The following is a 20,068-nucleotide window of genomic DNA, read 5'->3' on the forward strand; positions in this document are numbered from 1 at the left end:
TCGAGGCACAGCGCTATTTCATAAACATATGAAATGCCCTACGAAAACTTGCGAATACATAGTTACTTGATAAAGAAACAACTGACGCCTATATGGGGACGCCAGCATCCAAGAGACTCAACCCTGACGGTGTGCGGCCCCGAACAGGCTGACGCTCAGCAGCGCATCGTCCTGGGCATGCAGACGCACCGGCGCCGTGCCACCCGGCATCACCACCGCCACCTCGCCACCTTCGACCCAGCCCACACGCCAAGCGGCGCAGGCCACGGCGCTCGCGCTGGTGCCGGAAGACGCAGTGGGCCCCTCTCCGCGCTCGAACACCCGCGCCGCGATGCGGTTGTGGCCGAGCATCGTGGCCCATTGCAAATTGACCCCGGCCGTGCAGGGTTTACCGCCCCCCACCGGCGGCGCAAAGGCGATCGCCCGCAGCGAGTCGAACAGTGCCGAGTGCTGCATGTGCCGGTTATCCGGCAGGGCTGCGACCTGCTCGACCAACGTCACACAATGGGGGTTGCCGACCCGCACGAACTGACTGTGCGCCCAGTGCGGATTGATCGCCGCCAGCTCGCGCACATGGCTCAGTTCGGCGCGGCCCAGCGAGGCGTGTTCCACCCCCTGCGCGCCGACGGCCGACGGCCCGAACTCCGGCAACCCGAGGTCCAGCCAGAACCCTGCGAGGTGCTCGTACACGGCAGGCTCGATCCCTGTCGCCACCGGCGATGGCCCCTGGGGCTGGTCATGGTGCACGCGTAATTCACAAGCCGCGCTCAGCAAGCCCTGATCCGTGAGGGCCTGGGCAAAAATCGTCAAACCATTGCCACTGCGCTCGGCCAATGAGCCGTCGGTGTTGACGATCAGCAGGTCGAACGGTGCCTCGGACTGAAACGGGCCGACCAACAAACCATCGCAGCGATGGGCCTTGGCATTGACCGGGCGTTGCGTCGGCTCCCAGGCGCATTCGGATGCGACAGCGTCGACGGCCCAGGCTTTACGCGTCAGCGCGGCCTGGGCAGCGCTCTCTGGCACGGGGATGCCTTGGTCTCGCAGAAATGCCGGGCTGACCACCCCGTAAATATTGCCCCGCGCGTCATAGAACAGGGTCATTGCGTCGCCTGCCTGTACATTTTCATCGGTTTGCCCGCCCGCGCGCCTACACATTGGGTGAGCAGCGTATTACAGAACGCCCTGTTTGGGGAAAGCGCCCTGGAAGGTGGTAATCCGCCGCAGAAACCCTGGGGTTCAACGCTTGCCACAGGGATTACGCACCTTCCAGACCGCCTCCTACACACAGGCGATTGCACCTCTGTGGTTGCCTGCGGCGAATGGGTTCCGCAATTGTAAAAATAAACTTCACGTCCGATCACACCAAGGGAACCCGGCTCGCTCACCAAGGCCTGATGTGCAAGGATGTCGCGCCGGACATCGTTCGTTGAACGCAAAACCAAGGATTTGTTCATGACTGCCATCCCTACCTCAGCCCCCGTGGTTCCCGGGCGACTGGAGCAAATGTCGACCCGCATCGCTTTTTTCATCGCCGGTTTCGGGATCGCCGCCTGGGCGCCGCTGGTGCCGTATGCCAAGGCTCGCGCAGGGCTGAGTGAAGGGACGCTGGGCCTGCTGCTGTTGTGCCTGGGGGTGGGCTCGATTATCGCGATGCCGGCGGCAGGTGCGCTGGCATCGCGGTTTGGTTGCCGACGCGTGCTCACGGCCGGCACTCTGATGATCTGCCTGGCCTTGCCGCTGCTGGCTACGGTCAGCTCGATCCCGTTGCTGATCGTCGGGCTGTTCCTGTTTGGTGCCGGGCTGGGCACGGTGGACTCCACGGTTAACTTGCAGGCGGTTATCGTCGAACGGGCCAGCGGCAAAACCATGATGTCGGGCTTCCACGGGTTGTTCAGCCTGGGCGGGATCGTCGGCGCGGCAGGCGTTGCCGGTTTGCTGGGGATGGGCCTGTCGCCTCTTCAGGCGACACTGGTGGTGATCGTGATCACACTCGCGGCGCTGCTCAAAGCCGGCCCGCATCTACTGCCTTACGGCAGCGAAAGTTCGGGACCCGCGTTTGCGATACCTCATGGCGTGGTGCTGTTTATCGGCTGCCTGTGCTTCGTGGTGTTTCTGGCCGAGGGCGCGGTGCTGGACTGGAGCGCGGTGTTCCTGAGTGACGAGCGCGGCCTGGACGAAGCATACGCCGGCCTGGGCTACGCCGCCTTCGCCCTGACGATGACGGCCGGACGCCTGACCGGCGATGCCATCGTGCGGCGCCTCGGCGCGACCAAGGTGATCATCGTGGGCGGCGCGCTGGCCGCGAGCGGTATTTTCCTGGCTACGCTGTCGCCGGCCTGGGAGATTGCATTGCTCGGTTACGCGCTGGTAGGAGCGGGATGCTCGAATATCGTACCGGTGCTCTACACCGCCGTCGGCCAGCAGACCGTCATGCCGGAGCACATTGCGGTGCCGGCCATTACCACGCTGGGGTACGCCGGTATCCTGACCGGGCCTGCCGCAATCGGCTTTATTGCCCATGGCAGCAGCCTGGCCACGGCCTTCTTGCTGATTGGCATATTGCTGGTGGCGGTGGCCGCCGGCGGAAAAATATTGCGGGTGTGAATGACTGCATCATGGGCTTCCAGCGTGCATCAAGAAGCCCAATAGAAGGCAGGTAACGTTACCTGCCCTTTTCTTCCTTATCGTTTTTCAACCAGCGGTCGATGCTGTAGTTCTTCAACCAACCGTCATCGTTGTGGCTGCCGAAGATGTTAGTCCCGTTTGCCTTGGTGCTGTCCAGCGACGCCAGCAGGCCTGGCCGCTCGACCAGGTTCTTGGCCATGTAGACCTGCAGCTCGCTGTATTTTTTCTTGGGAAAACCGTTGGATGCGTCGCGTACTACCTGACCGTGTTTATCTGTTTCGTCGGGGTCCTTGCTCATCTCGATAATCGTGTCTTTTTTGACATAGCGGTGCTTTTCAAAAAAGAAAGTGGAGTCTTCCGACTTGTCGCGCAAGTCATCAAACATGCCCTTGAACGCCTGCACCACCTGGGCGTCGGTTTTGGAATGAAAAGGGTCGGCACTCTGCGTGTTGGGGTTGGTATTGCCAATGGTATCACTGGCGACTTTTTCGAGACTGGTCGGTGTTATCTCACCGCCCTTTGCAACAATCGCATCGGCCAGCCGCGGCCGATTGAGTACTTCTCGGGCAAGCATGATTGTGCGCTCAAGTACCTTGCTCTCCTTGGGGTCCTCTTTGGCTATCGTTTCCAAGGAGGCGAGCGTCAGGCGGCCATCCTTCTTGAAATCCCCCAGCATTGAAAAAACGTTGTTCAGTTGGGTCGCCAGCAGGTGGTCATCCGAGCTGATAAACGGGTTGCCTACCTGCGAACCACCTGAATAAAAGCCTTGGGCGTCAAAATGCACCTGCCCATTGTTCGGAAATCGGCTATCGAAAAGCTGACGCCCTTGCGGGGGAAGCGCCTTGCCCACCGCGCGTTCAGCAACGCCGAGACGGGCATGGCCATCGCCTGTGTTCAGGTTCAGTCCAGGCGGCATGTGCCTCAAATTATTCAGCCAGTCAGCCATTGTTTCTCTCCAGCAGCGTTAGATTGCGTGGATCGAGCCTTGCCGGGTCGATCAGTCACGCACCTGAATCAACAGGCGCAGAGTGAGTGGCGCTTGGAAAACCCTGGTTCCAGCAAGGACGCCGCGTCGAGCGCAGTAAAATCTGAGCGTTTGTAACCACTGGAGTTGAGGAACCTACCACCCGACCGGCTCAACCGAGCCTGCGGCGCCACCACGTGGCCAAGCCATCGAACAGCCCCGCAGGTTTGATTAGCTTGGAGGCATCATTGGCAGGCTGCCCGGCTGCGTGCATGCCACGGGAAAAATCATCGGCGACCGGCGCCTGAAACTGCCGCTGACCGGCGAAGGCTTTCATGCGCCGAGCTTCGGCGACATGCAAATCCGGGGGCGGCTGCACATCCTGCGATGCCGAGATGCCCGGTGAGAGCGCCGGATCAGCATCGCGGACGCTGTGAAACGGTTCAGGACAACCGTGACGAGGAGATTGAAACGAGGTCGAAGTCATTGTATTTGCCCTGGCTCGGAGCCCCAAATGCAGCCGGTTCGATCAACATCGGCAGGTATTTCCTATGTGGCAAATCAACGTAATCAGTTCCTTACAAGGTTGTGGAAGGCACCGCAACCGGGTTGCGGTGCCGTTCTGTCAGCGAAGCAATAGTAAAAGCGCGCGCAGGTTGATCCGCCCGTCACCGTTTTGGCTTGCCAGGTTATCCAGCTTCGTGACCAGGTCGCTGCGTTTGAGAAGTTCCTGCGCCAACTGCACCAGGTGGTCTTTGGGCGAATCGCCTGTCAGAGGTTCACGCGCCAGGTTCCTCAAATCGGAAATGCTGATGTCCGCTGATCCTGGTCCGTCTTTCAAGACGTTGAAATGCTCATACAGCTCCCCGACCAGCTCTTTATCGGTGTTGTATTTGAAGTAATTGTCGCCATGGATGACCCGGTTCACATTCTGCCGATCGATCAGGCCATCCAGCGCACCGGTGGAGCTGTGCCGGTCGAGGGCGCCGAGCAGGTCCGGACGGCGCAGCATTTCTTTGGCCAGGCGAATGTTTTCGTTAACGCGCGGATCCGACGACCACCCTTTATTTGCCATTGCATAAATACTGTCGATGCTGACGTAACCGGGTTTTTTGGGGTCCATGAAGGCGTCGAAGTTTTTGCTCAACTGGCTCGCCAATTGTTCATTGTTCTTCAGCGAGTACTGCGGATCGGGCCTGCCTGGCAGCGTGGGATAGGGTTTGCCGATAGTGGGATCGGGACGAGGCGGCGGGTTACCGTACCCAGGCTGCGGCCTTGGCGGAGGGTTGCTGCAGCACGGATGAGGCCGAGGCGGCCGGTGCCAACCGAAGTGCGCGTTCATCCACTGCCTGAACGTGTCCATAAAACCTGGATGCCTGGCAGGCATGCCGGGATAAGCAGGATGATGGCGCTCTGTCGGTGCGTGCAGATCGCCGAACACGGGACCGGCCTTGTTTTCTCGCACAGAGAAACTGACGTTTGCCGTATTAGCGTCGTTGAAAGACAAGGCACCAGGCGCCGGGCGACGAGCCTTGAATTCGGCTTTGGCACTGTCCTGGAAACGGTCAAGCGCAGACGAAGCCGCTGAGGATGTATCGGGTGTCGATAACGACATAGTGTTCTCCAACACAATGGGCGTGATAGTCAGCCTGCCGCTGCGACATCGCGTCGAAGCGCGACAGCTGGCTCATCTGTGGCGGGGATGTCGGAATCGGTTCCTGCTCGGGCAATAAGATGCACGCCGAGCCTGTAGGAAACGGGCAAAAAAAATCGCAGCCCCGGACAGAGCTGCGACATTTTTCCAAGGGATTAAGGATCAGAACCCGACGCTGGCCTGTACGAAGAACGTACGCGGTTCGCCCAGGTACAACCCGGCGTTGTTGTCGCTGGAGCGCGTGTAGTGCTGCTGGTCGAAGACGTTTTTTACCCCCACGCCCAACTTCAGGTTCGACAAGGACGCGCCGAAGTCATAACCGCTGCGTACGTTGACCGACACATAACCGGGAATATCGCCGAACTGGCCATCGGCGGTGCCCTGGGTGACGTAGGTGCTGGTGGTACCGGGGGCACGCTGGCCGGACTGGGCATACACATCCAGGTTGTGGGTCCAGCGGTTGATGTCGTAGCGCAGGCCCAGGGTCGCCACTTCGCGCGAGTACAGCGGCAGGTCGCGCCCCTTGAAGGGCACATCGCCCTCGGAGGTGGCCTTGGTGTAAGTGAACCCGGCATTGGCGGTCAGGCCATCGAGGCGCGGGTCCAGATTGGCCAGGTCGTAATGCGCCGACGCTTCGACACCGGCGTGCTTGGTGGCGCCGAGGTTGGTCCAGCCCACGTCGTTGCTGACGTATTGCAGCTCATCGGCAAAGTCGATGTAGAACAGCGTCACTTCGCCGCCCCAGACGGCGTCGTTGTAACGCGTGCCGATTTCGTAGGTCTTGGCCTTTTCCGGGTTCAGGCCGTTGGCGGTCTGGTTGCCGGTCCCCCCCTGCCCCAGCTGGAAATACTGCAGGCTACCGAATGAGGTCTCGTAGTTGGCGAACACTTTCCAGGCGTCGGAAACGTGGTACATCACGCTCAGGGCCGGCAGCGGCTCGTTGTTGTGCACCTCACGACGCTTTTCCGGAGTGCGCGTGCCATTGAGGGCGATCACCGGGCGGTCGTGCCATTCGGTGCGGATGTTTTCGAAGCGAATACCTGGGGTGATGGTCCATTTGCCGATATCGATTTTGTTATCGATATAGAACGCGTTGGCCTCGGTACCGCCGGTGCGGTCCTGGTACACATGGCCGTCGTTCTGCCCACCGGGCGTGGGCACGTTGTTGACCAGGTTGAGGCTGGTGGCCTGCTCGTGCATGCCTTCTTTGAGGTAGCGATACCCCACGCTGACTTCCTGCGTGCTGGGCCCCAGATCGAAGACGTGGGAAACCCGCGGTTCAATGCCGAAGGTGTAGTAGGTGCGCGGGTAGGAACTGATGGTTTTCAGGTCGCGGTTGGCGATGTTGCTGCCACGGAAACTGTCGGAATAATAGGTCAACACTTCGGCCTGGGTACGGTCATCGATCTGCCGGATGTACTTGAACGACACGTCCTTGCGGCGGCCGCTGAAGTTGTCCCAATCGCGCACCGACTGGTATGGGTTGGCGTCGAACTGTTTCTGGGTCAAGCCGCCCGGCATGTCAGCGCTGGCATCGTAGTAATGAACATTCAGCGAGAAGTCGTCCTGGTCGGTCGGCGCCCAGTGGGTCTTGAAGATCACGTCGTCGATGTCATTGCCGTTGTTGCTGTTGCGGTATCCGTTGCCGTTGACCCCGGAATACAACAAGGCGGCGCCGATGCCGTTGTCGGCGGTACCGCCGATAAAGGCGTTTTCGATATGTTTCCAGCCTCCATGGGCGGACGTCTGCAGGGTAGTGCCGACCTCGCCGGAGAACGTTTCGGGGATTGCGCGGGTCACGAAGTTGATCACGCCACCGACGTTTTGTGGCCCGTAGCGCACCGAACCGGCGCCACGCACCACGTCGATGCTGTCCAGGTTTCCGGCGGAAATCGGCGCCATCGACAGTTGCGGCTGGCCATACGGCGCGAAGGCCGCTGGCACGCCATCGATCAGGACGGTGGAGCGTGGCGACAGGCGTGACGTGAGCCCGCGTACACCCACGTTGAGGGAAATATCGCTGCCGCCGGTGCCGTTGGCTTCCTGCACCTGCACGCCTGGCACGCGGCGCAATACCTCGCCGACGTTCAGCGCACCCTGCTCCACCATGGCTTCGCGACGGATAACCGTGCGTGCGCCGGGATGGTTCTGCACGACTTCGGCGTTGGCATCGCCGAGCCAGTCGCCGACCACCTTGATAGCGGTGGCGCCCAATTCAATCGGCGAGCCGGCTTCACCGCTGCCGCTGTGGTGCGGGCGCAGGGTCACTGACCCCGCCTCGATCTGGTAGTCCAGGCCGCTGCCTTGCAACACTTGGCGCAGGGCCTGCTCGGCGCTGAGGTTGCCGTCCACCGCGGGCGCGTGTTTGCCGGCAACCAGTTCGGGGCTGAAGAACAGTTGCAGGGACGTCTGCTGACCGAGCTGGCTCAACGCAGTGCCGAGGGGCTGGGCCTGGATATGAATCGCGTCGTCGGCATAGGCAGAGGCACTGACAGCGTAGGCCAGGGCCAGCGGTACCCAGCGGCGGTTCTTATTGTTGTGGCGGGAGAAATTGTTCACGTCGAACCTTGTCCTGTGAGCGCAAAAGTACGCGGCCGTTAATGCAAACCAGTTGCAGTTGCAGGAGAAGACGAAGAACTCGAAAAAAACCTGAATTTCAGCGCGAAATAATTTCCTGGCTACCGTCCGGCAAGGTGCGCAGGGCCACCGGCAAAATGCGCGGCAACGCTTTGAGCAAGGCATCGGTGTCGTTGGCCTTGAACACACTGGTCAAGCGCAGGTTTGCCACAGCGGGCAGATTGACCCGCAGCGGCTGCTCGCGGTAGCGCGACACTTCCCGGGCGACCTCGCCGAGCGTGGCATTGTTGAATACCAGTTTGCCGCTGCGCCAGGCCGTCAGTTCCTCGGCATTCACCGCGTAGGCCGCCGCCACCGCGCCCTGGCTGTCGATATGGGTGCCCCGCCCGGCGGTCAGCACGACGTGCTGGCCCGGCCCTCGCCCCTGGACGTTGACCGTGCCTGCCTCGACGGCAACACGGGTCTGATCGATATCGCGGCGCACATCGAAACGTGTGCCGGTGACCGTGACCTGCCCGACGCCGGCATCGACCACGAAAGGACGGCTGCCGTCATGCTCGACGCTGAACATCGCCTCGCCCTGCTGCAGCGCCACGCCGCGCCGACCGCCCTCGTACGTCACCGTGACGACGCTGCGGCTGTTGAGATCCATCAAGGAACCGTCGGGCAGGGTCACCTGACGATGCTCGCCCAGGCGGGTGCTGAATTGGGCATGGAAGGTCTTGGGATGATCGAGCCTGCTGAACAATCCCAACCCCAGCGCGCCTGCCACCACACTCGCCGCCACCGCATAACGCCAGGTGGCAGACCGGCGCGGCCGCTCGGCGGGCGCTTGGCACAACACCTGGCAGCGCGTCCGCGGCAGCAGGTCGGCGGCGCGCCACAGGCCTTGCAGCACATCGAACTCGTATTGATGGGACGGGTGTTCCGCGCGCCAGGCCTCGAAGCGCCGGGTTTGCTCGGGGCTCAGTTCGCCGTCCTGCAGGCGCGCGAACCACTGGGCAGCCTCATCACGGGCACGGTTATCCATCGTGGCAGATCCTGTTTCGATACGAGTCATGGTGCCGGCGCGTCCAGGCGATCACGCAGATGTCGCAGCGTGCGGATCATATACTTTTCCACCATGTTTTTAGACAAACCCAGGCGATCGGCGATCTCCTGCTGGGTGAGCCCTTCGATCTTCTGCCAGATGAAAATCCGCCGGCAGTTGAGCGGCAATTCGGCCAGCGCCCGTTCAATAGCCTCCGCCAACTGTATCGCGTGCATGAGGTGCTCAGGGTCGCCGGTGTGGGAGGCGCGCTGATCGCCGGCGTCCTGGAGCATAGCGTCGCGTCGATCGTCGCGACGGTAGGCGTCCACTGCGATATTGCGCGCGGTTTGATGCAGATATGCACGGGGTTGCTGAACCTGAGCGGGTTCAGATTCGAGCACGCGCACAAATGTGTCATGGGCCAGGTCTTCGGCCTGCTGACGATTTTTCAGACGACGTGTCCACGTCCCGATCAACTCTTCGTAGTGCTCGAAAAAGCCTGTTCTGCGGGGCGGCGGAGGGATCATCGCGGGAGCACTGTTAGGCGGGGCGTGAATAGTAATGTTTCCCATTAAGCGCGGCAATTGCTTCCCGTCGGCCGTCGCGGCCGCGTGCACTCGCCGTCAGGCATCTGAACTTCCCCAATGCGCCGCCAGTCAGCTACTTGAACTCACGAATCAGAGGCTGGCTGTCCATGCATATCTCGTTGGAACAACAAGTGGCGCTGGTGACCGGCGCCAGTTCCGGAATCGGTGCCGGTGCCGCCAAGGCCCTGGCGCAGGCCGGCGCTGCGGTCGTGCTCAACTACAACGCCCAGGCAGCCCCCGCTGAAGCCTTGGCGGCGCAGATCAATGCTGAGGGCGGACGTGCGATTGCCGTTGGCGCAGACGTGTCCAAGGAGGCTGACGTCGAGCGCCTGTTCGCCCAGACCCTCGATGCCTTCGGGCACCTGGACATCCTGGTCGCCAACTCCGGCATGCAAAAGGACGCCGCCGTGGTCGACATGAGCCTTGACGACTGGAACACCGTGATCGGCGTGAACCTCACCGGCCAATTCCTCTGTGCCCGCGCGGCGGTGCGGATTTTCAATCGTCAGGGCGTGCGTGAAGGCGTGTCGCGGGCCGCCGGAAAAATCATCCATATGAGCTCGGTGCACCAACTGATCCCCTGGGCCGGGCATGTGAACTATGCCGCTTCCAAAGGCGGCGTGGAGATGCTGATGCGCACCCTCGCCCAGGAAGTCAGCGAACAGCGCATTCGCATCAACGGCATCGCGCCGGGGGCGATTCGTACGGCGATCAACCGCGCCGCCACCGAAGGCGCGGCCGAAAAAGAGCTGCTCAAACTGATTCCCTACGGTCGCGTAGGTGACGTGGAGGATGTGGCCAATGCCGTGGTGTGGCTGGCCAGCGATGCCTCCGACTACGTGGTCGGCAGCACCCTGTTTATCGATGGCGGCATGAGCCTTTACCCGGAGTTTCGCGGCAATGGTTGATCTTAAGAACGAACCCCAAAGCGCCATCGATGCCCACGGCATCATTGGCGACATGCGCAGCGCAGCCCTGGTGAACGACAAAGGCAACATCGACTTTTTCTGCTGGCCGGAATTCGACAGTCCGTCGATTTTCTGCGCGCTGCTGGACACGCCCGAAGCCGGAACCTTCCAGCTCACTCCGGACCTGCCCGACGCCCGGCGCGAGCAGATCTACCTGCCCGACACCAACGTGCTGCAAACCCGCTGGCTCAGCGACAAAGCCGTGGTGGAGATCACCGATCTGCTGGCGATCAGCGAGGAAGTCGACGAGCTGCCCCTGCTGATACGCCGCGTGCGCGTGGTCAGCGGCACCGCGACCCTGCATCTGCGTTGCGCGGTGCGCCATGACTACGCACGCGCCCCGACCCACGCCTCCTTCGACAACCGCACGGTGTGTTTTACCGCTGACGGCCAACCGGGCCTGCGCTTGGCCGGCAGCCATGCGCTGCAACTGGAGGACAACATCGCCGTGGCCAGCTTTACGCTGAACCAGGAAGAAAGCGCCGAGTTCGTGCTCGGTGGCCGGGACGATCCACGGGTGGACGGCGGTTGCACCGACCTGGCGCTGGCCCACACGCTCAAGTTCTGGCGCGGCTGGATCGCGCAATCGACTTACCGTGGGCGTTGGCGCGAAATGGTCAACCGCTCCGCCCTGGCGCTCAAGCTGCTGACGTCGCGCAAACACGGTGCGATCATCGCCGCCGCGACCTTCGGCCTGCCGGAAACCCCCGGCGGCGAACGCAACTGGGATTACCGCTACACCTGGATCCGCGACGCTTCGTTTACGGTCTATGCGTTCATGCGCCTGGGTTTTGTCGACGAGGCCAATGCCTACATGCGCTGGCTCAAGGGGCGGGTCAGCGATTGCTGCGGGCAGCCGACCAAGATCAATATCCTCTACGGCATCGACGGTCGCCAGCAATTGCCCGAGAGCGAACTGGAGCACTTCAGCGGTCATGGCGGCGCCACCCCGGTGCGTATCGGAAACGAGGCATTCGACCAGATTCAGTTGGACATCTACGGCGAGCTGATGGATGCGGTGTACCTGGTCAACAAGTACGGCGAAGCCATTTCCCATGAGGGCTGGAAACACACGGTGGAGGTCGCCGATCAGGTCTGCGAAATCTGGAATCGCAAAGACGTCGGCATCTGGGAAATGCGTGGTGAACAACATCACTTCCTGCATTCGCGGCTGATGTGCTGGGTGGCGCTGGACCGCGCGATACGCCTGGCCTCCAAACGCTCGCTGCCGGCGCCGTTCGCGCGTTGGGACCAGACCCGCCAGGCGATCTACGCAGATATCTGGAGCAACTTCTGGAACGAAGAGCGCGGGCATTTTGTGCAGTACATCGGCAGCACCGCGCTGGACGGTTCGATGCTGCTGATGCCGCTGGTGCGCTTCGTCGCGGCCACCGATCCGCGCTGGTTGAGTACCCTGGAAGCCATCAAGAAAAGCCTGGTGCGTGACGGAATGGTGTACCGCTACCGCAACGACGACAGCCAGATCGATGGCCTGCAGGGCACCGAAGGCGCCTTTGCCGCCTGTTCGTTCTGGTACGTCGAATGCCTGGCCCGTGCCGGCCAGGTGGAAAAGGCCCATCTGGAGTTCGAGCAACTGCTGCGCTACGCCAATCCCTTGGGTCTGTACGCCGAAGAGTTCGACAGCCAGGCGCGGCATCTGGGCAATACGCCCCAGGCGTTGAGCCACCTGGCCTTGATCAGCGCGGCGACATTCCTGGACCGCAAGTTGAGTGGTGCAAAGACCGTGTGGCAACCCTAAGACCCGGCGAGGGTGGGCAGCAACGCGCCGCCTGCCCCGCCTGCGTTGGGCTACAGTTTGCGCAACTCTGATCGCCCGGCAGGAACTCACATGCCTCTGACTTCGTTGTTATACGTGCGCACCTCGATGCTCGACATCGCCTATGAAACTCATGGCCCGCTGGACGGCGAGCCGGTCATTCTGCTGCATGGATTTCCCTATGATCCACGCGCCTATGACGCTATTGCACCGGTGCTCGCAGAGCGCGGCTATCGTGTGCTGGTGCCGTACCTGCGCGGTTACGGGCCGACGCGTTTTATCCACGATCAGGTGATGCGCTCCGGACAACAAGCGGCGCTGGCCAAAGACCTGCTGGACTTTATGGATGCGTTGGCGTTCCCCCGCGTGACCTTGGCGGGGTACGACTGGGGTGGGCGCGCCGCGTGCATCGTCGCCGCACTATGGCCGCAACGAGTGCGCGCGCTGGTGAGCGGGGATGGCTACAACATCCAGAATATCCCCCAGTCAATTTCGCCACGCCCGCCCGAGACCGAGCATCGCTTGTGGTACCAGTATTATTTTCATACCCAACGCGGTATCGACGGATTGACCGCCAACCGCCGCGAACTATGTGAGTTGTTATGGGCACTGTGGTCGCCGACTTGGGCGGCCGGCACAGGCCTGTATGGGCAGACTGCACCTTCGTTCGATAACCCGGATTTTGTCGAGGTGGTGATTCATTCATATCGCCACCGTTTCATGTATGCGCCCGGTGATCCCGCGCTTGAATGGATTGAGCAGGCACTGGCGCGCCAACCAACGATCTCGGTGCCGAGTATCTCGCTGTGCGGCGCCGACGATGGCGTAGGCCCGCCGCCCGAGGAGGATGAGGACGCGGCGCGCTTCAGCGGCTTTTATCAGCGCCAGGTATTGCCCGGCGTGGGCCACAACATTCCTCAGGAGGCACCGCAGGCAACCCTCGATGCGCTGCAACAATTACTGGATCAGACCGACGCACAAAACCGTTCGCGATAAGCCTGGGGCGTCACGTCGAGGGCACGCAGGAAGCTGCGGCGCAGCGTCTCTTCGCAGCCGAAACCGCACTGCACGGCGATGCGTTTGATCGAGGCGTTGCTGTCGGCCAGCTGTCGGCGCGCGGTTTCGACGCGGATCAGTTCTACGGCGCGTGCGGGAGTCTGGCCGGTTTCGGCGCGGTAGTGACGGACAAAACTGCGCTCGCTCATGCCCGCCTGGCTGGCCAGGGTCGCGATGTTTAAATCGAGGGTGAGGTTTTCCGCGATCCAGGCATGCAGCTCGGCAAAACGGCTGCCGCCCTCTTGCAGGGCCAGGGTCGCGCTGAATTGCGACTGCCCGCCCGGGCGTTTGAGAAACACCACCAGGTGGCGCGCGACTTCCAACGCCACGGCGCGCCCCAGGTCCTCTTCCACCAAGGCCAGGCACAGGTCGATGCCAGCGGTGACGCCGGCGGAGGTCCATACCGAACCTTGCTGGATAAAAATCGGATTGGTCTCCACCGTCAGCGACGGGAAGCGCTTCGCCAACTCCTCGCAACGCGTCCAGTGCGTCGCCACGCGGCAACCGTCGAGCAGTCCACTGGCAGCCAACAGAAACGCGCCGGTGCACACCGAGGTCATGCGCCGGGTATGCCGCGCCTTGTCGCGCACCCACGCCACCAGCGCGGGGTCATCGGCGGCGTTGTATACCCCCCAGCCGCCGGCAATGACCAAGGTGTCGCACGGTGCATCGGCGGCGGGCAACGGCTCGGCCACCAGCGCCAGGCCCGCGGACGTCACCACCGGTTGCGCTTGAGCTGCGACGACCGACACGGCATAAGGCAACGGCAAACCGCGCTGGCGCGCCAGGTCATTGGTGGAGGCGAACACCTGCAACGGCCCGGTGACATCGAGCACTTGGGCATTGGGGAAAGCGAGAACATGAACGGTTCTGGACATGATTGGCGTGATTAGTGGGTTCAATGGCGTATTCGCCAAAGCCTAGGCCTCTACAGTGAAGCCGTCCACCCCTATCTCGGAGCGCTTTTGATGACCCTGCACATCGGTTTTGTTTTGTTCCCCGGCATCCAGCAATTGGACCTCACCGGGCCGTATGACGTACTCGGCTCGCTGCCGGACGTAAAGCTGCACCTGGTGTGGAAAGACCTGGCACCGGTCACCTCCAGCACCGGCCTGGTGTTCACTCCGACCATGACCTATGCCGAGTGCCCCGCCCTGGATGTGATCTGCGTGCCCGGCGGTTCGGGTGTTGGCGCGCTGATGGAAGACCCGGTGACCCTGGACTTCCTCAAGGCCCAGGCCGATACCGCACGTTACGTGACCTCGGTGTGCACCGGCGCGCTCGTGCTCGGCGCGGCTGGGTTGCTGCGCGGTCGCAAGGCCACCACGCACTGGGCCTATCACGACCTGCTCACCCCGCTCGGCGCCATCGCGGTGCAGGGTCGCGTGGTACGCGACGGCAACCTGTTGACCGGTGGCGGCATCACCGCCGGCATCGACTTCGCCCTGACCCTGGCGGCAGAACTGTACAGCCCGGCGGCTGCACAACTGGTGCAGTTGCAGCTTGAATACGCCCCAGCCCCGCCCTTCAACGCCGGCCGCCCGGACACCGCCCCGCAGGCGGTGCTGGACGAAGCCAACAAACGCACCGTCGAATCGCGCAAGACCCGCGCCGAAATCACCGCGCGCGCGGCTGCGCGTCTGGGCTGAGGGTTTTTCAGCGTGTCTCAGGCTCGCTTGTCGCGAAGATGGCGAGCGAGCCTCTTAATGACACCTTCGCTATATACCCACCCGTGAAAACATGACCAGGAAAAATGACGTTTTTGTGGTGAGCGGGCTCACCACAGAGTTATGTCTCAGTGTTTTAGAACGGTGTAGATAACCTTCCTCTGTCCCCCTTCCCCCCCTCCTCTTAAAAAAGCTTTTACCGTTAAGCAGGAAAAATCCCACATTTGTTTCTACACTCAAAAACACACCCAGTAGACGAAGTGTTTCGGACAAGGAAAGTCAATAAAATGTCGAAAATCAGACTGCTTAACACGTCTAGCATGCCGATCCGCACCACCGTCAATTCATTGACCAGCATATTTTGGAATTAATCCTTTAGTCGTTACGCCCGCAAATTCCCTTCAAATGGATAGCCTCGTTTGAATTGATAGTTGCGTATTAACCAGCGTTCAGTTGTTCGGTTTTTGCATTGAAGCAGCTCATTGCTTTAACACCGAATACTTGCGTCTGGTGTGCAATGAGGGATGTTTTATGCGAGAGAAGTCGTCCGTCGACAGCCTGTTTTTAACGCGTGCCGGTTTCGTTGAGTTTTTTGTTGTTTTCGTCAAATTGATCCATGGTCTGTCGGCCATCTTGCCGCCGTTGGTGCTGGTGCTGTTCCTGGAGCCGATGGCGCCTGAACTGCGCACGCACTTTCTGGGCCTGCTGGTGTTCTTCGCGGCATTGACCATCATTTTGTTCCAGGCGCTGGGTATCTACTCCGAAGAATTGTTCAGCAACCGCATGCGCCTGAAAACCAAGATCAAGGCCTGGTCGGCGGCCTTTTGCATCCTGCTGTTCATGTACCAGATCCTGCAGATGTTTCCGCAATTGACGCCGCGCAACCTGGTGACGTGGTACATCGCCAGCCTGGGGCTGTTCTGCCTGGAACGCCTGTTGATGCTGCGCCTGTACCGCAACCTGATGCGCAAGGGCAAATACCTGCAACGCACAGTGATCCTGGGCTTTACCGACACCGCTGTGCATGTGGCCGAGCACCTGCAGCGCAACGGCGATATTCGCTCCGGCCTGGTGGGTTTTATCGATGACCGCACCGAGCGCATCCCCAAGGAACTGAGCAACCTGCCCCTGCTGGGCAATACCCGCGACCTGGAAAAACTGATCCGCGCCGAGCAGGTCAACCAAGTGATGATCTGCCTGCCGTGGGCCGCCGAGCAACGTATCCACGGCCTGGTCAACCGTCTGCGGCAAATGTCGGTGAATGTGATGCTGGTGCCCGACATGGCGGCCTTGCGCTACGGCCACAGCCGCATCACCGACGTGGGCGGTATCCTGATGTTCAACACTTCGCAATTGCCCCTGCGCGGCTGGTCGCCGGTGATCAAGCGCTGCGAGGATGTGCTGTTGGCCAGCCTGGCGCTGGTGGCGCTGTCGCCGGTGATGCTGGTAACCGCGATTGCGATCAAGCTCGACTCCAAGGGCCCGGTGCTGTTCCGCCAGAACCGTTTCGGCTACAACGACAACGAGATTCGGGTATTCAAGTTCCGCTCGATGTATACCGACCAGAGCGACTTCACCGCCGAGCGCCAGACCACCCGCGCCGACCCGCGCATCACCCGCGTGGGGCGCATCATCCGCAAGACCAGCATCGACGAGCTGCCGCAGCTGTTCAATGTGCTGCTGGGCAACATGTCCATGGTCGGCCCGCGCCCGCATGCCACGGCGACCAAGGCGGCGGGCATTCCCTTCGAAGTGGCGGTCAGCGAATACAGTTCGCGTCATCGCGTTAAGCCGGGCATCACTGGCTGGGCACAGATCAATGGGTATCGGGGGGAAACCGACACCCTGTTCAAGATCCAGAAACGTGTCGAGTACGACTTGGAATACATCTCCAAGTGGTCGGTGTGGTTTGACCTGTACATCGTTTTCATGACGGTCCCGGCCGTCCTTTCCACCAAGGAAGTCTATTGATGAATACCCTCAACGGATTAATCCCCTGCATCATTTCCGGTGGTTCGGGCACACGGCTGTGGCCGGTGTCGCGGCAGAACATGCCCAAGCCCTTCATGCGCATGCGTGACGGCCAGAGCCTGCTGCAGAAAACTTTCCAGCGCGCCGCCAGGCTGCCCGACGTGCAAAGCGTGCTCACGGTGACCAACCGCGACCTGCTGTTTCGCACCCTTGATGACTATCGCGGGGTGAACAAAGCCCGCCTGCCCCTGGACCTGCTGCTGGAGCCCTTCGGGCGCAACACGGCGGCGGCCATTGCGGTGGCGGCGTTGCATGTGCAAGAGCATTTCGGCGATGCGGCGCAACTGCTGGTGATGCCGGCGGACCATCTGATTCTCAATGAAGTCGCGTTCGCCGAGGCGGTGGTCCATGCCCGCGAGCTGGCCACCGCCGGTTACCTGGTGACCTTCGGCATCCAGCCCGACCATGCGGAAACCGGCTTTGGCTATATCGAGCAAGGCGAAGCGCTCACCTATGGCAACCGCGTCAAACGCTTCGTCGAAAAACCCGACCAGGCTACCGCCCAGGCCTACCTCGACGGCGGCCAACACCTGTGGAACGCCGGCATGTTCTGCTTCAACGCCAGCACGCTGGTGGAAGAACTGGCCACCCACGCGCCCGATGTGCTGCACGCCGGTCGCGCCGCGCTGGAACACAGCCAGAGCTTGCAGAACACCACCTCGCGCCAGCGTGAGTTGGACGCGGACGCGTTCGGCAATGCACCGGATATTTCCATCGACGTGGCGCTGATGGAAAAGTCCACCAAGGTGGCCGTGATCCCCTGTGATATCGGCTGGAGCGATATCGGTTCCTGGGAGGCGTTGCGTCAGCTCACGCCCAACGATGCCCATGGCAACCAAGTCAATGGCGAAGCGATTTTGCATGACGTACACGACTGTTACATCGACTCGCCCAAGCGTGTGCTCGGGGCAGTCGGCGTGCGCGACCTGATCATTGTCGACACCCCCGACGCGCTGCTGATCGCCGACGCCCACCGCAGCCAGGATGTGCGTTACATCGTCGCCGAACTCAAGCGCCAGAATCATCCGGCGTACAGCCTGCACCGTACCGTCACGCGGCCGTGGGGCACCTACACGGTGCTGGAGGAAAGCAGCCGCTTCAAAATCAAGCGCATCGTGGTCAAGCCCCTGGCCTCGCTGTCGCTGCAAATGCATCACCACCGCAGCGAACACTGGGTGGTGGTCAGCGGCGCGGCGCAGATTACCAATGGCGAACGCGAATTCCTGATCAACGCCAACGAATCCACCTACATCCCCGCCGGGCACAAACATCGGCTGACCAACCCCGGCATCATCGACCTGGTGATGATCGAGGTACAGAGCGGCGAATACCTGGGCGAGGACGACATCGTGCGCTTCGATGATATTTACGGCCGCGCCCCGGCCGACGTGAAAAAATGAAATGCGCACCGCACTGATCATTCCGACCCGTAACGCATCCGGTCACTTGGCGCGGTTGCTGCCGGCGCTCCAGATGCAGACGCTGCAACCGGACGAGATGCTGGTGGTGGACAGCGCCTCCAGCGATGACACCGTGGCGCGCTTTCGCGCATTCGGCGCGCGGGTCGAAGTGATCGATGCGCGCACCTTCAATCACGGCGGCACTCGGCGCTGGGCCAGCGAACAGGTAGGCGGCGATGCATTGATCGTGATGACCCAGGACGCCATCCCCGCGTCTGCCGAGACCTTTGCCAACCTGCTCGATGAGTTGCACCAGGACCCGCTCAACGGTGTTGCCTACGGTCGCCAGTTGCCGCACCCCGACGCCGGTGTGCTGGGGGCGCAGTCGCGGCACTTCAACTATCCGCCCCTGAGTCGCAGCAAGAGCCTGGCCGACGCGCCGGAGCTGGGGATCAAGACCTGCTTCAGCTCCGACTCGTTTTCCGTGTACCGACGCAGTGCGCTGCACGCCGTGGGCGGTTTCCCCGTCGACGTCATCGGCAGTGAAGATGCCTACGTCGCGGCGCGCCTGCTGCTCGACGGCTACAAGGTGCGCTATGCGGCCACGTCGTTGGTATATCACTCCCACGACTACTCGCTCATGGACGAGTTTCACCGCTACTTCGACATCGGCGTGTTCTATGGCCGCGAGCCATGGATCCGGCAAGCTTTTGGCGACGCCGGCGGCGAAGGCAAGCGCTATGTAATGGCGGAACTGACCGCCTTGCGCAAGGCCGGTGCGCTTCACAGAGCGCCCGAGGTATTGGTGCGCAGTGCATTCAAATTGCTGGGTTACCGGCTGGGCCATCTTGAGCGGCACCTGCCTGTGTCCCTCAAGCGACGCATCAGCATGTTTCCCGGGTATTGGAGGTGAGCAGCATGACCCACAGGACGTCCCCCTTGATGAAAAGCACCGTGCTCGCCCTGGCCGTGATGGCCCTGGCCGCCTGCAATACACCGGCACGCATCGAGCCCCCGGATGACAAGACCGTCGAGGACGGCAAGCGCGCCCTCGATCAACTGGCGCAGTTGCCGCCGGCGGTGGAACGCATCCGCATCGGCGACCAGTTGCGCATCGTGCGCGACGCCGGCGAGATGCCCACGCTGTCGGCGTTCAATGTCAGCACTATCTACGAGTTGACGCTGTACACCGTGCAAACCGACGGCAAGATCAACTACCCGTTCCTGGGGCCGATCCAGGTCGCCGGGCGCCAACCGTCGGAGCTGGCCACCGAGCTGACCAACAAGCTCGCGCCGACCTATCGCGAGCCGCGCGTGACGGTGAATATCAACCAGGCGCCGGGCAACTCGGTGATCGTCGGCGGTGCGGTGAACAACCCGACCGCGGTGCAGATCGCCACGGCCAACACCCTGGAGCAGGCCATCGTCGGTGCCGGCGGGATCAACCCGGCGGGCGACGCCAGCATGGTCGCCCTGCTGCGCGAAGACGCCCAGGGCGCCTACCGCGCGTACTTCCTGGACTTCAGCCAGTTGCTCAAGACCGGCCCCAATGGACGCAAACCGGTGCACCTGCAACGCGGCGACGTGGTGTTCGTGCCCAAGTCCAATGTGGGCGAGCGCATCCAGGGCGTGGATACCTACCTGAACCAGTTGATTCCGTTCACCAAGTCCATTGGCGTCGGCTACAACTACACGCGCACCAGCGGCGGCAGCAATTAAAAGGAGCGAC

The 20,068-nt window shown here is 61.8% G+C and carries 17 protein-coding genes; 9 read left to right on the forward strand and 8 right to left on the reverse strand.

Annotated features, from left to right (window positions below; all coding sequences use genetic code 11):
* Positions 1–117: 117 nt before the first annotated feature.
* Entirely contained in the window at positions 118–1,104 is a 987-nt protein-coding gene (locus tag OSC50_RS15020; RefSeq protein WP_253506370.1) for a diaminopimelate epimerase, read from the reverse strand.
* A gap of 351 nt (positions 1,105–1,455) precedes the next feature.
* On the opposite strand from OSC50_RS15020, the gene OSC50_RS15025 reads away from it, so the two are divergent.
* Positions 1,456–2,607, forward strand: coding sequence for an MFS transporter (locus OSC50_RS15025; RefSeq protein WP_181081369.1), 1,152 nt, complete (start codon positions 1,456–1,458; stop codon positions 2,605–2,607).
* A 58-nt stretch (positions 2,608–2,665) separates the two neighbouring features.
* On the opposite strand, the gene OSC50_RS15030 is transcribed toward OSC50_RS15025, so the two are convergent.
* The 6 genes from OSC50_RS15030 to OSC50_RS15055 all read right to left on the reverse strand — a co-directional run bounded on the left by OSC50_RS15030 (position 2,666) and on the right by OSC50_RS15055 (position 9,380).
* On the reverse strand, positions 2,666–3,574 hold the full coding sequence (locus OSC50_RS15030) for a hypothetical protein (RefSeq protein ID WP_266248746.1): 909 nt from the start codon (positions 3,572–3,574) through the stop codon (positions 2,666–2,668).
* A gap of 190 nt (positions 3,575–3,764) precedes the next feature.
* Positions 3,765–4,079: a type III secretion protein gene (locus OSC50_RS15035; protein ID WP_253506358.1), complete on the reverse strand. Its 315-nt coding sequence runs from the start codon at positions 4,077–4,079 to the stop codon at positions 3,765–3,767.
* Between the two features lie 138 nt (positions 4,080–4,217).
* The gene (locus OSC50_RS15040) at positions 4,218–5,207 is read right to left on the reverse strand and encodes a type III secretion effector protein (RefSeq protein WP_266248745.1); all 990 of its coding nucleotides are present in this window, start codon (positions 5,205–5,207) and stop codon (positions 4,218–4,220) included.
* 201 nt (positions 5,208–5,408) lie between these two features.
* The gene (locus OSC50_RS15045) at positions 5,409–7,805 is read right to left on the reverse strand and encodes a TonB-dependent siderophore receptor (protein WP_266248744.1); all 2,397 of its coding nucleotides are present in this window, start codon (positions 7,803–7,805) and stop codon (positions 5,409–5,411) included.
* Between the two features lie 97 nt (positions 7,806–7,902).
* Complete coding sequence (locus OSC50_RS15050) at positions 7,903–8,853, reverse strand: FecR family protein (RefSeq protein ID WP_266248743.1); 951 nt, start codon at positions 8,851–8,853, stop codon at positions 7,903–7,905.
* Positions 8,854–8,879: 26 nt separating this feature from the next.
* The gene (locus tag OSC50_RS15055) at positions 8,880–9,380 is read right to left on the reverse strand and encodes a sigma-70 family RNA polymerase sigma factor (protein ID WP_181081365.1); all 501 of its coding nucleotides are present in this window, start codon (positions 9,378–9,380) and stop codon (positions 8,880–8,882) included.
* A gap of 167 nt (positions 9,381–9,547) precedes the next feature.
* On the opposite strand from OSC50_RS15055, the gene OSC50_RS15060 reads away from it, so the two are divergent.
* The 3 genes from OSC50_RS15060 (at position 9,548) to OSC50_RS15070 (ending at position 13,181) form a co-directional block, all read left to right on the forward strand.
* Positions 9,548–10,348, forward strand: a complete 801-nt coding sequence (locus OSC50_RS15060) for a glucose 1-dehydrogenase (RefSeq protein WP_181081364.1) — start codon at positions 9,548–9,550, stop codon at positions 10,346–10,348.
* Positions 10,341–12,167: a glycoside hydrolase family 15 protein gene (locus OSC50_RS15065; RefSeq protein ID WP_266248742.1), complete on the forward strand. Its 1,827-nt coding sequence runs from the start codon at positions 10,341–10,343 to the stop codon at positions 12,165–12,167. The genes OSC50_RS15060 and OSC50_RS15065 overlap by 8 nt, the downstream gene beginning before the upstream one ends.
* Positions 12,168–12,257: 90 nt before the next feature.
* Positions 12,258–13,181, forward strand: a complete 924-nt coding sequence (locus tag OSC50_RS15070) for an alpha/beta fold hydrolase (protein ID WP_253506343.1) — start codon at positions 12,258–12,260, stop codon at positions 13,179–13,181.
* Here the strand turns inward: OSC50_RS15070 and OSC50_RS15075 are convergent.
* Positions 13,151–14,119 (reverse strand): GlxA family transcriptional regulator, encoded by a 969-nt coding sequence (locus OSC50_RS15075; protein WP_266248741.1) that lies wholly within the window; start codon positions 14,117–14,119, stop codon positions 13,151–13,153. The two genes, OSC50_RS15070 and OSC50_RS15075, sit on opposite strands and share 31 nt — an antisense overlap.
* 90 nt (positions 14,120–14,209) lie before the next feature.
* Between OSC50_RS15075 and inhA the strand changes: the two genes are divergently transcribed.
* The 5 genes from inhA to OSC50_RS15100 all read left to right on the forward strand — a co-directional run bounded on the left by inhA (position 14,210) and on the right by OSC50_RS15100 (position 20,058).
* The gene (gene inhA / locus OSC50_RS15080; protein WP_181081361.1) at positions 14,210–14,890 is read left to right on the forward strand and encodes an isonitrile hydratase; all 681 of its coding nucleotides are present in this window, start codon (positions 14,210–14,212) and stop codon (positions 14,888–14,890) included.
* A gap of 549 nt (positions 14,891–15,439) precedes the next feature.
* Positions 15,440–16,879, forward strand: a complete 1,440-nt coding sequence (locus tag OSC50_RS15085) for an undecaprenyl-phosphate glucose phosphotransferase (RefSeq protein WP_181081360.1) — start codon at positions 15,440–15,442, stop codon at positions 16,877–16,879.
* Complete coding sequence (locus OSC50_RS15090) at positions 16,879–18,339, forward strand: mannose-1-phosphate guanylyltransferase/mannose-6-phosphate isomerase (protein ID WP_266248740.1); 1,461 nt, start codon at positions 16,879–16,881, stop codon at positions 18,337–18,339. The genes OSC50_RS15085 and OSC50_RS15090 overlap by 1 nt, the downstream gene beginning before the upstream one ends.
* 1 nt (position 18,340) lies before the next feature.
* A complete protein-coding gene (locus OSC50_RS15095; protein WP_181081358.1) occupies positions 18,341–19,252 on the forward strand; it encodes a glycosyltransferase family 2 protein in 912 nt (303 codons plus the stop codon).
* Between the two features lie 29 nt (positions 19,253–19,281).
* Positions 19,282–20,058, forward strand: a complete 777-nt coding sequence (locus OSC50_RS15100) for a polysaccharide biosynthesis/export family protein (protein WP_181081410.1) — start codon at positions 19,282–19,284, stop codon at positions 20,056–20,058.
* Positions 20,059–20,068 lie beyond the last annotated feature (10 nt).

This window comes from Pseudomonas quebecensis (assembly GCF_026410085.1).
In the GTDB taxonomy this organism is placed as follows: domain Bacteria; phylum Pseudomonadota; class Gammaproteobacteria; order Pseudomonadales; family Pseudomonadaceae; genus Aquipseudomonas; species Aquipseudomonas quebecensis.

Bases quoted from the DNA above. Each gene is read 5' to 3' on its own strand.
- OSC50_RS15020 (WP_253506370.1), bottom strand. From the start codon at position 1,104: ATGACCCTGTTCTATGACGCGCGGGGCAATATTTACGGGGTGGTCAGC.
- OSC50_RS15025 (WP_181081369.1), top strand. From the start codon at position 1,456: ATGACTGCCATCCCTACCTCAGCCCCCGTGGTTCCCGGGCGACTGGAG.
- OSC50_RS15030 (WP_266248746.1), bottom strand. From the start codon at position 3,574: ATGGCTGACTGGCTGAATAATTTGAGGCACATGCCGCCTGGACTGAAC.
- OSC50_RS15035 (WP_253506358.1), bottom strand. From the start codon at position 4,079: ATGACTTCGACCTCGTTTCAATCTCCTCGTCACGGTTGTCCTGAACCG.
- OSC50_RS15040 (WP_266248745.1), bottom strand. From the start codon at position 5,207: ATGTCGTTATCGACACCCGATACATCCTCAGCGGCTTCGTCTGCGCTT.
- OSC50_RS15050 (WP_266248743.1), bottom strand. From the start codon at position 8,853: ATGGATAACCGTGCCCGTGATGAGGCTGCCCAGTGGTTCGCGCGCCTG.
- OSC50_RS15055 (WP_181081365.1), bottom strand. From the start codon at position 9,380: ATGATCCCTCCGCCGCCCCGCAGAACAGGCTTTTTCGAGCACTACGAA.
- OSC50_RS15060 (WP_181081364.1), top strand. From the start codon at position 9,548: ATGCATATCTCGTTGGAACAACAAGTGGCGCTGGTGACCGGCGCCAGT.
- OSC50_RS15065 (WP_266248742.1), top strand. From the start codon at position 10,341: ATGGTTGATCTTAAGAACGAACCCCAAAGCGCCATCGATGCCCACGGC.
- OSC50_RS15070 (WP_253506343.1), top strand. From the start codon at position 12,258: ATGCCTCTGACTTCGTTGTTATACGTGCGCACCTCGATGCTCGACATC.
- OSC50_RS15075 (WP_266248741.1), bottom strand. From the start codon at position 14,119: ATGTCCAGAACCGTTCATGTTCTCGCTTTCCCCAATGCCCAAGTGCTC.
- inhA (WP_181081361.1), top strand. From the start codon at position 14,210: ATGACCCTGCACATCGGTTTTGTTTTGTTCCCCGGCATCCAGCAATTG.
- OSC50_RS15085 (WP_181081360.1), top strand. From the start codon at position 15,440: ATGCGAGAGAAGTCGTCCGTCGACAGCCTGTTTTTAACGCGTGCCGGT.
- OSC50_RS15090 (WP_266248740.1), top strand. From the start codon at position 16,879: ATGAATACCCTCAACGGATTAATCCCCTGCATCATTTCCGGTGGTTCG.
- OSC50_RS15095 (WP_181081358.1), top strand. From the start codon at position 18,341: ATGCGCACCGCACTGATCATTCCGACCCGTAACGCATCCGGTCACTTG.
- OSC50_RS15100 (WP_181081410.1), top strand. From the start codon at position 19,282: ATGAAAAGCACCGTGCTCGCCCTGGCCGTGATGGCCCTGGCCGCCTGC.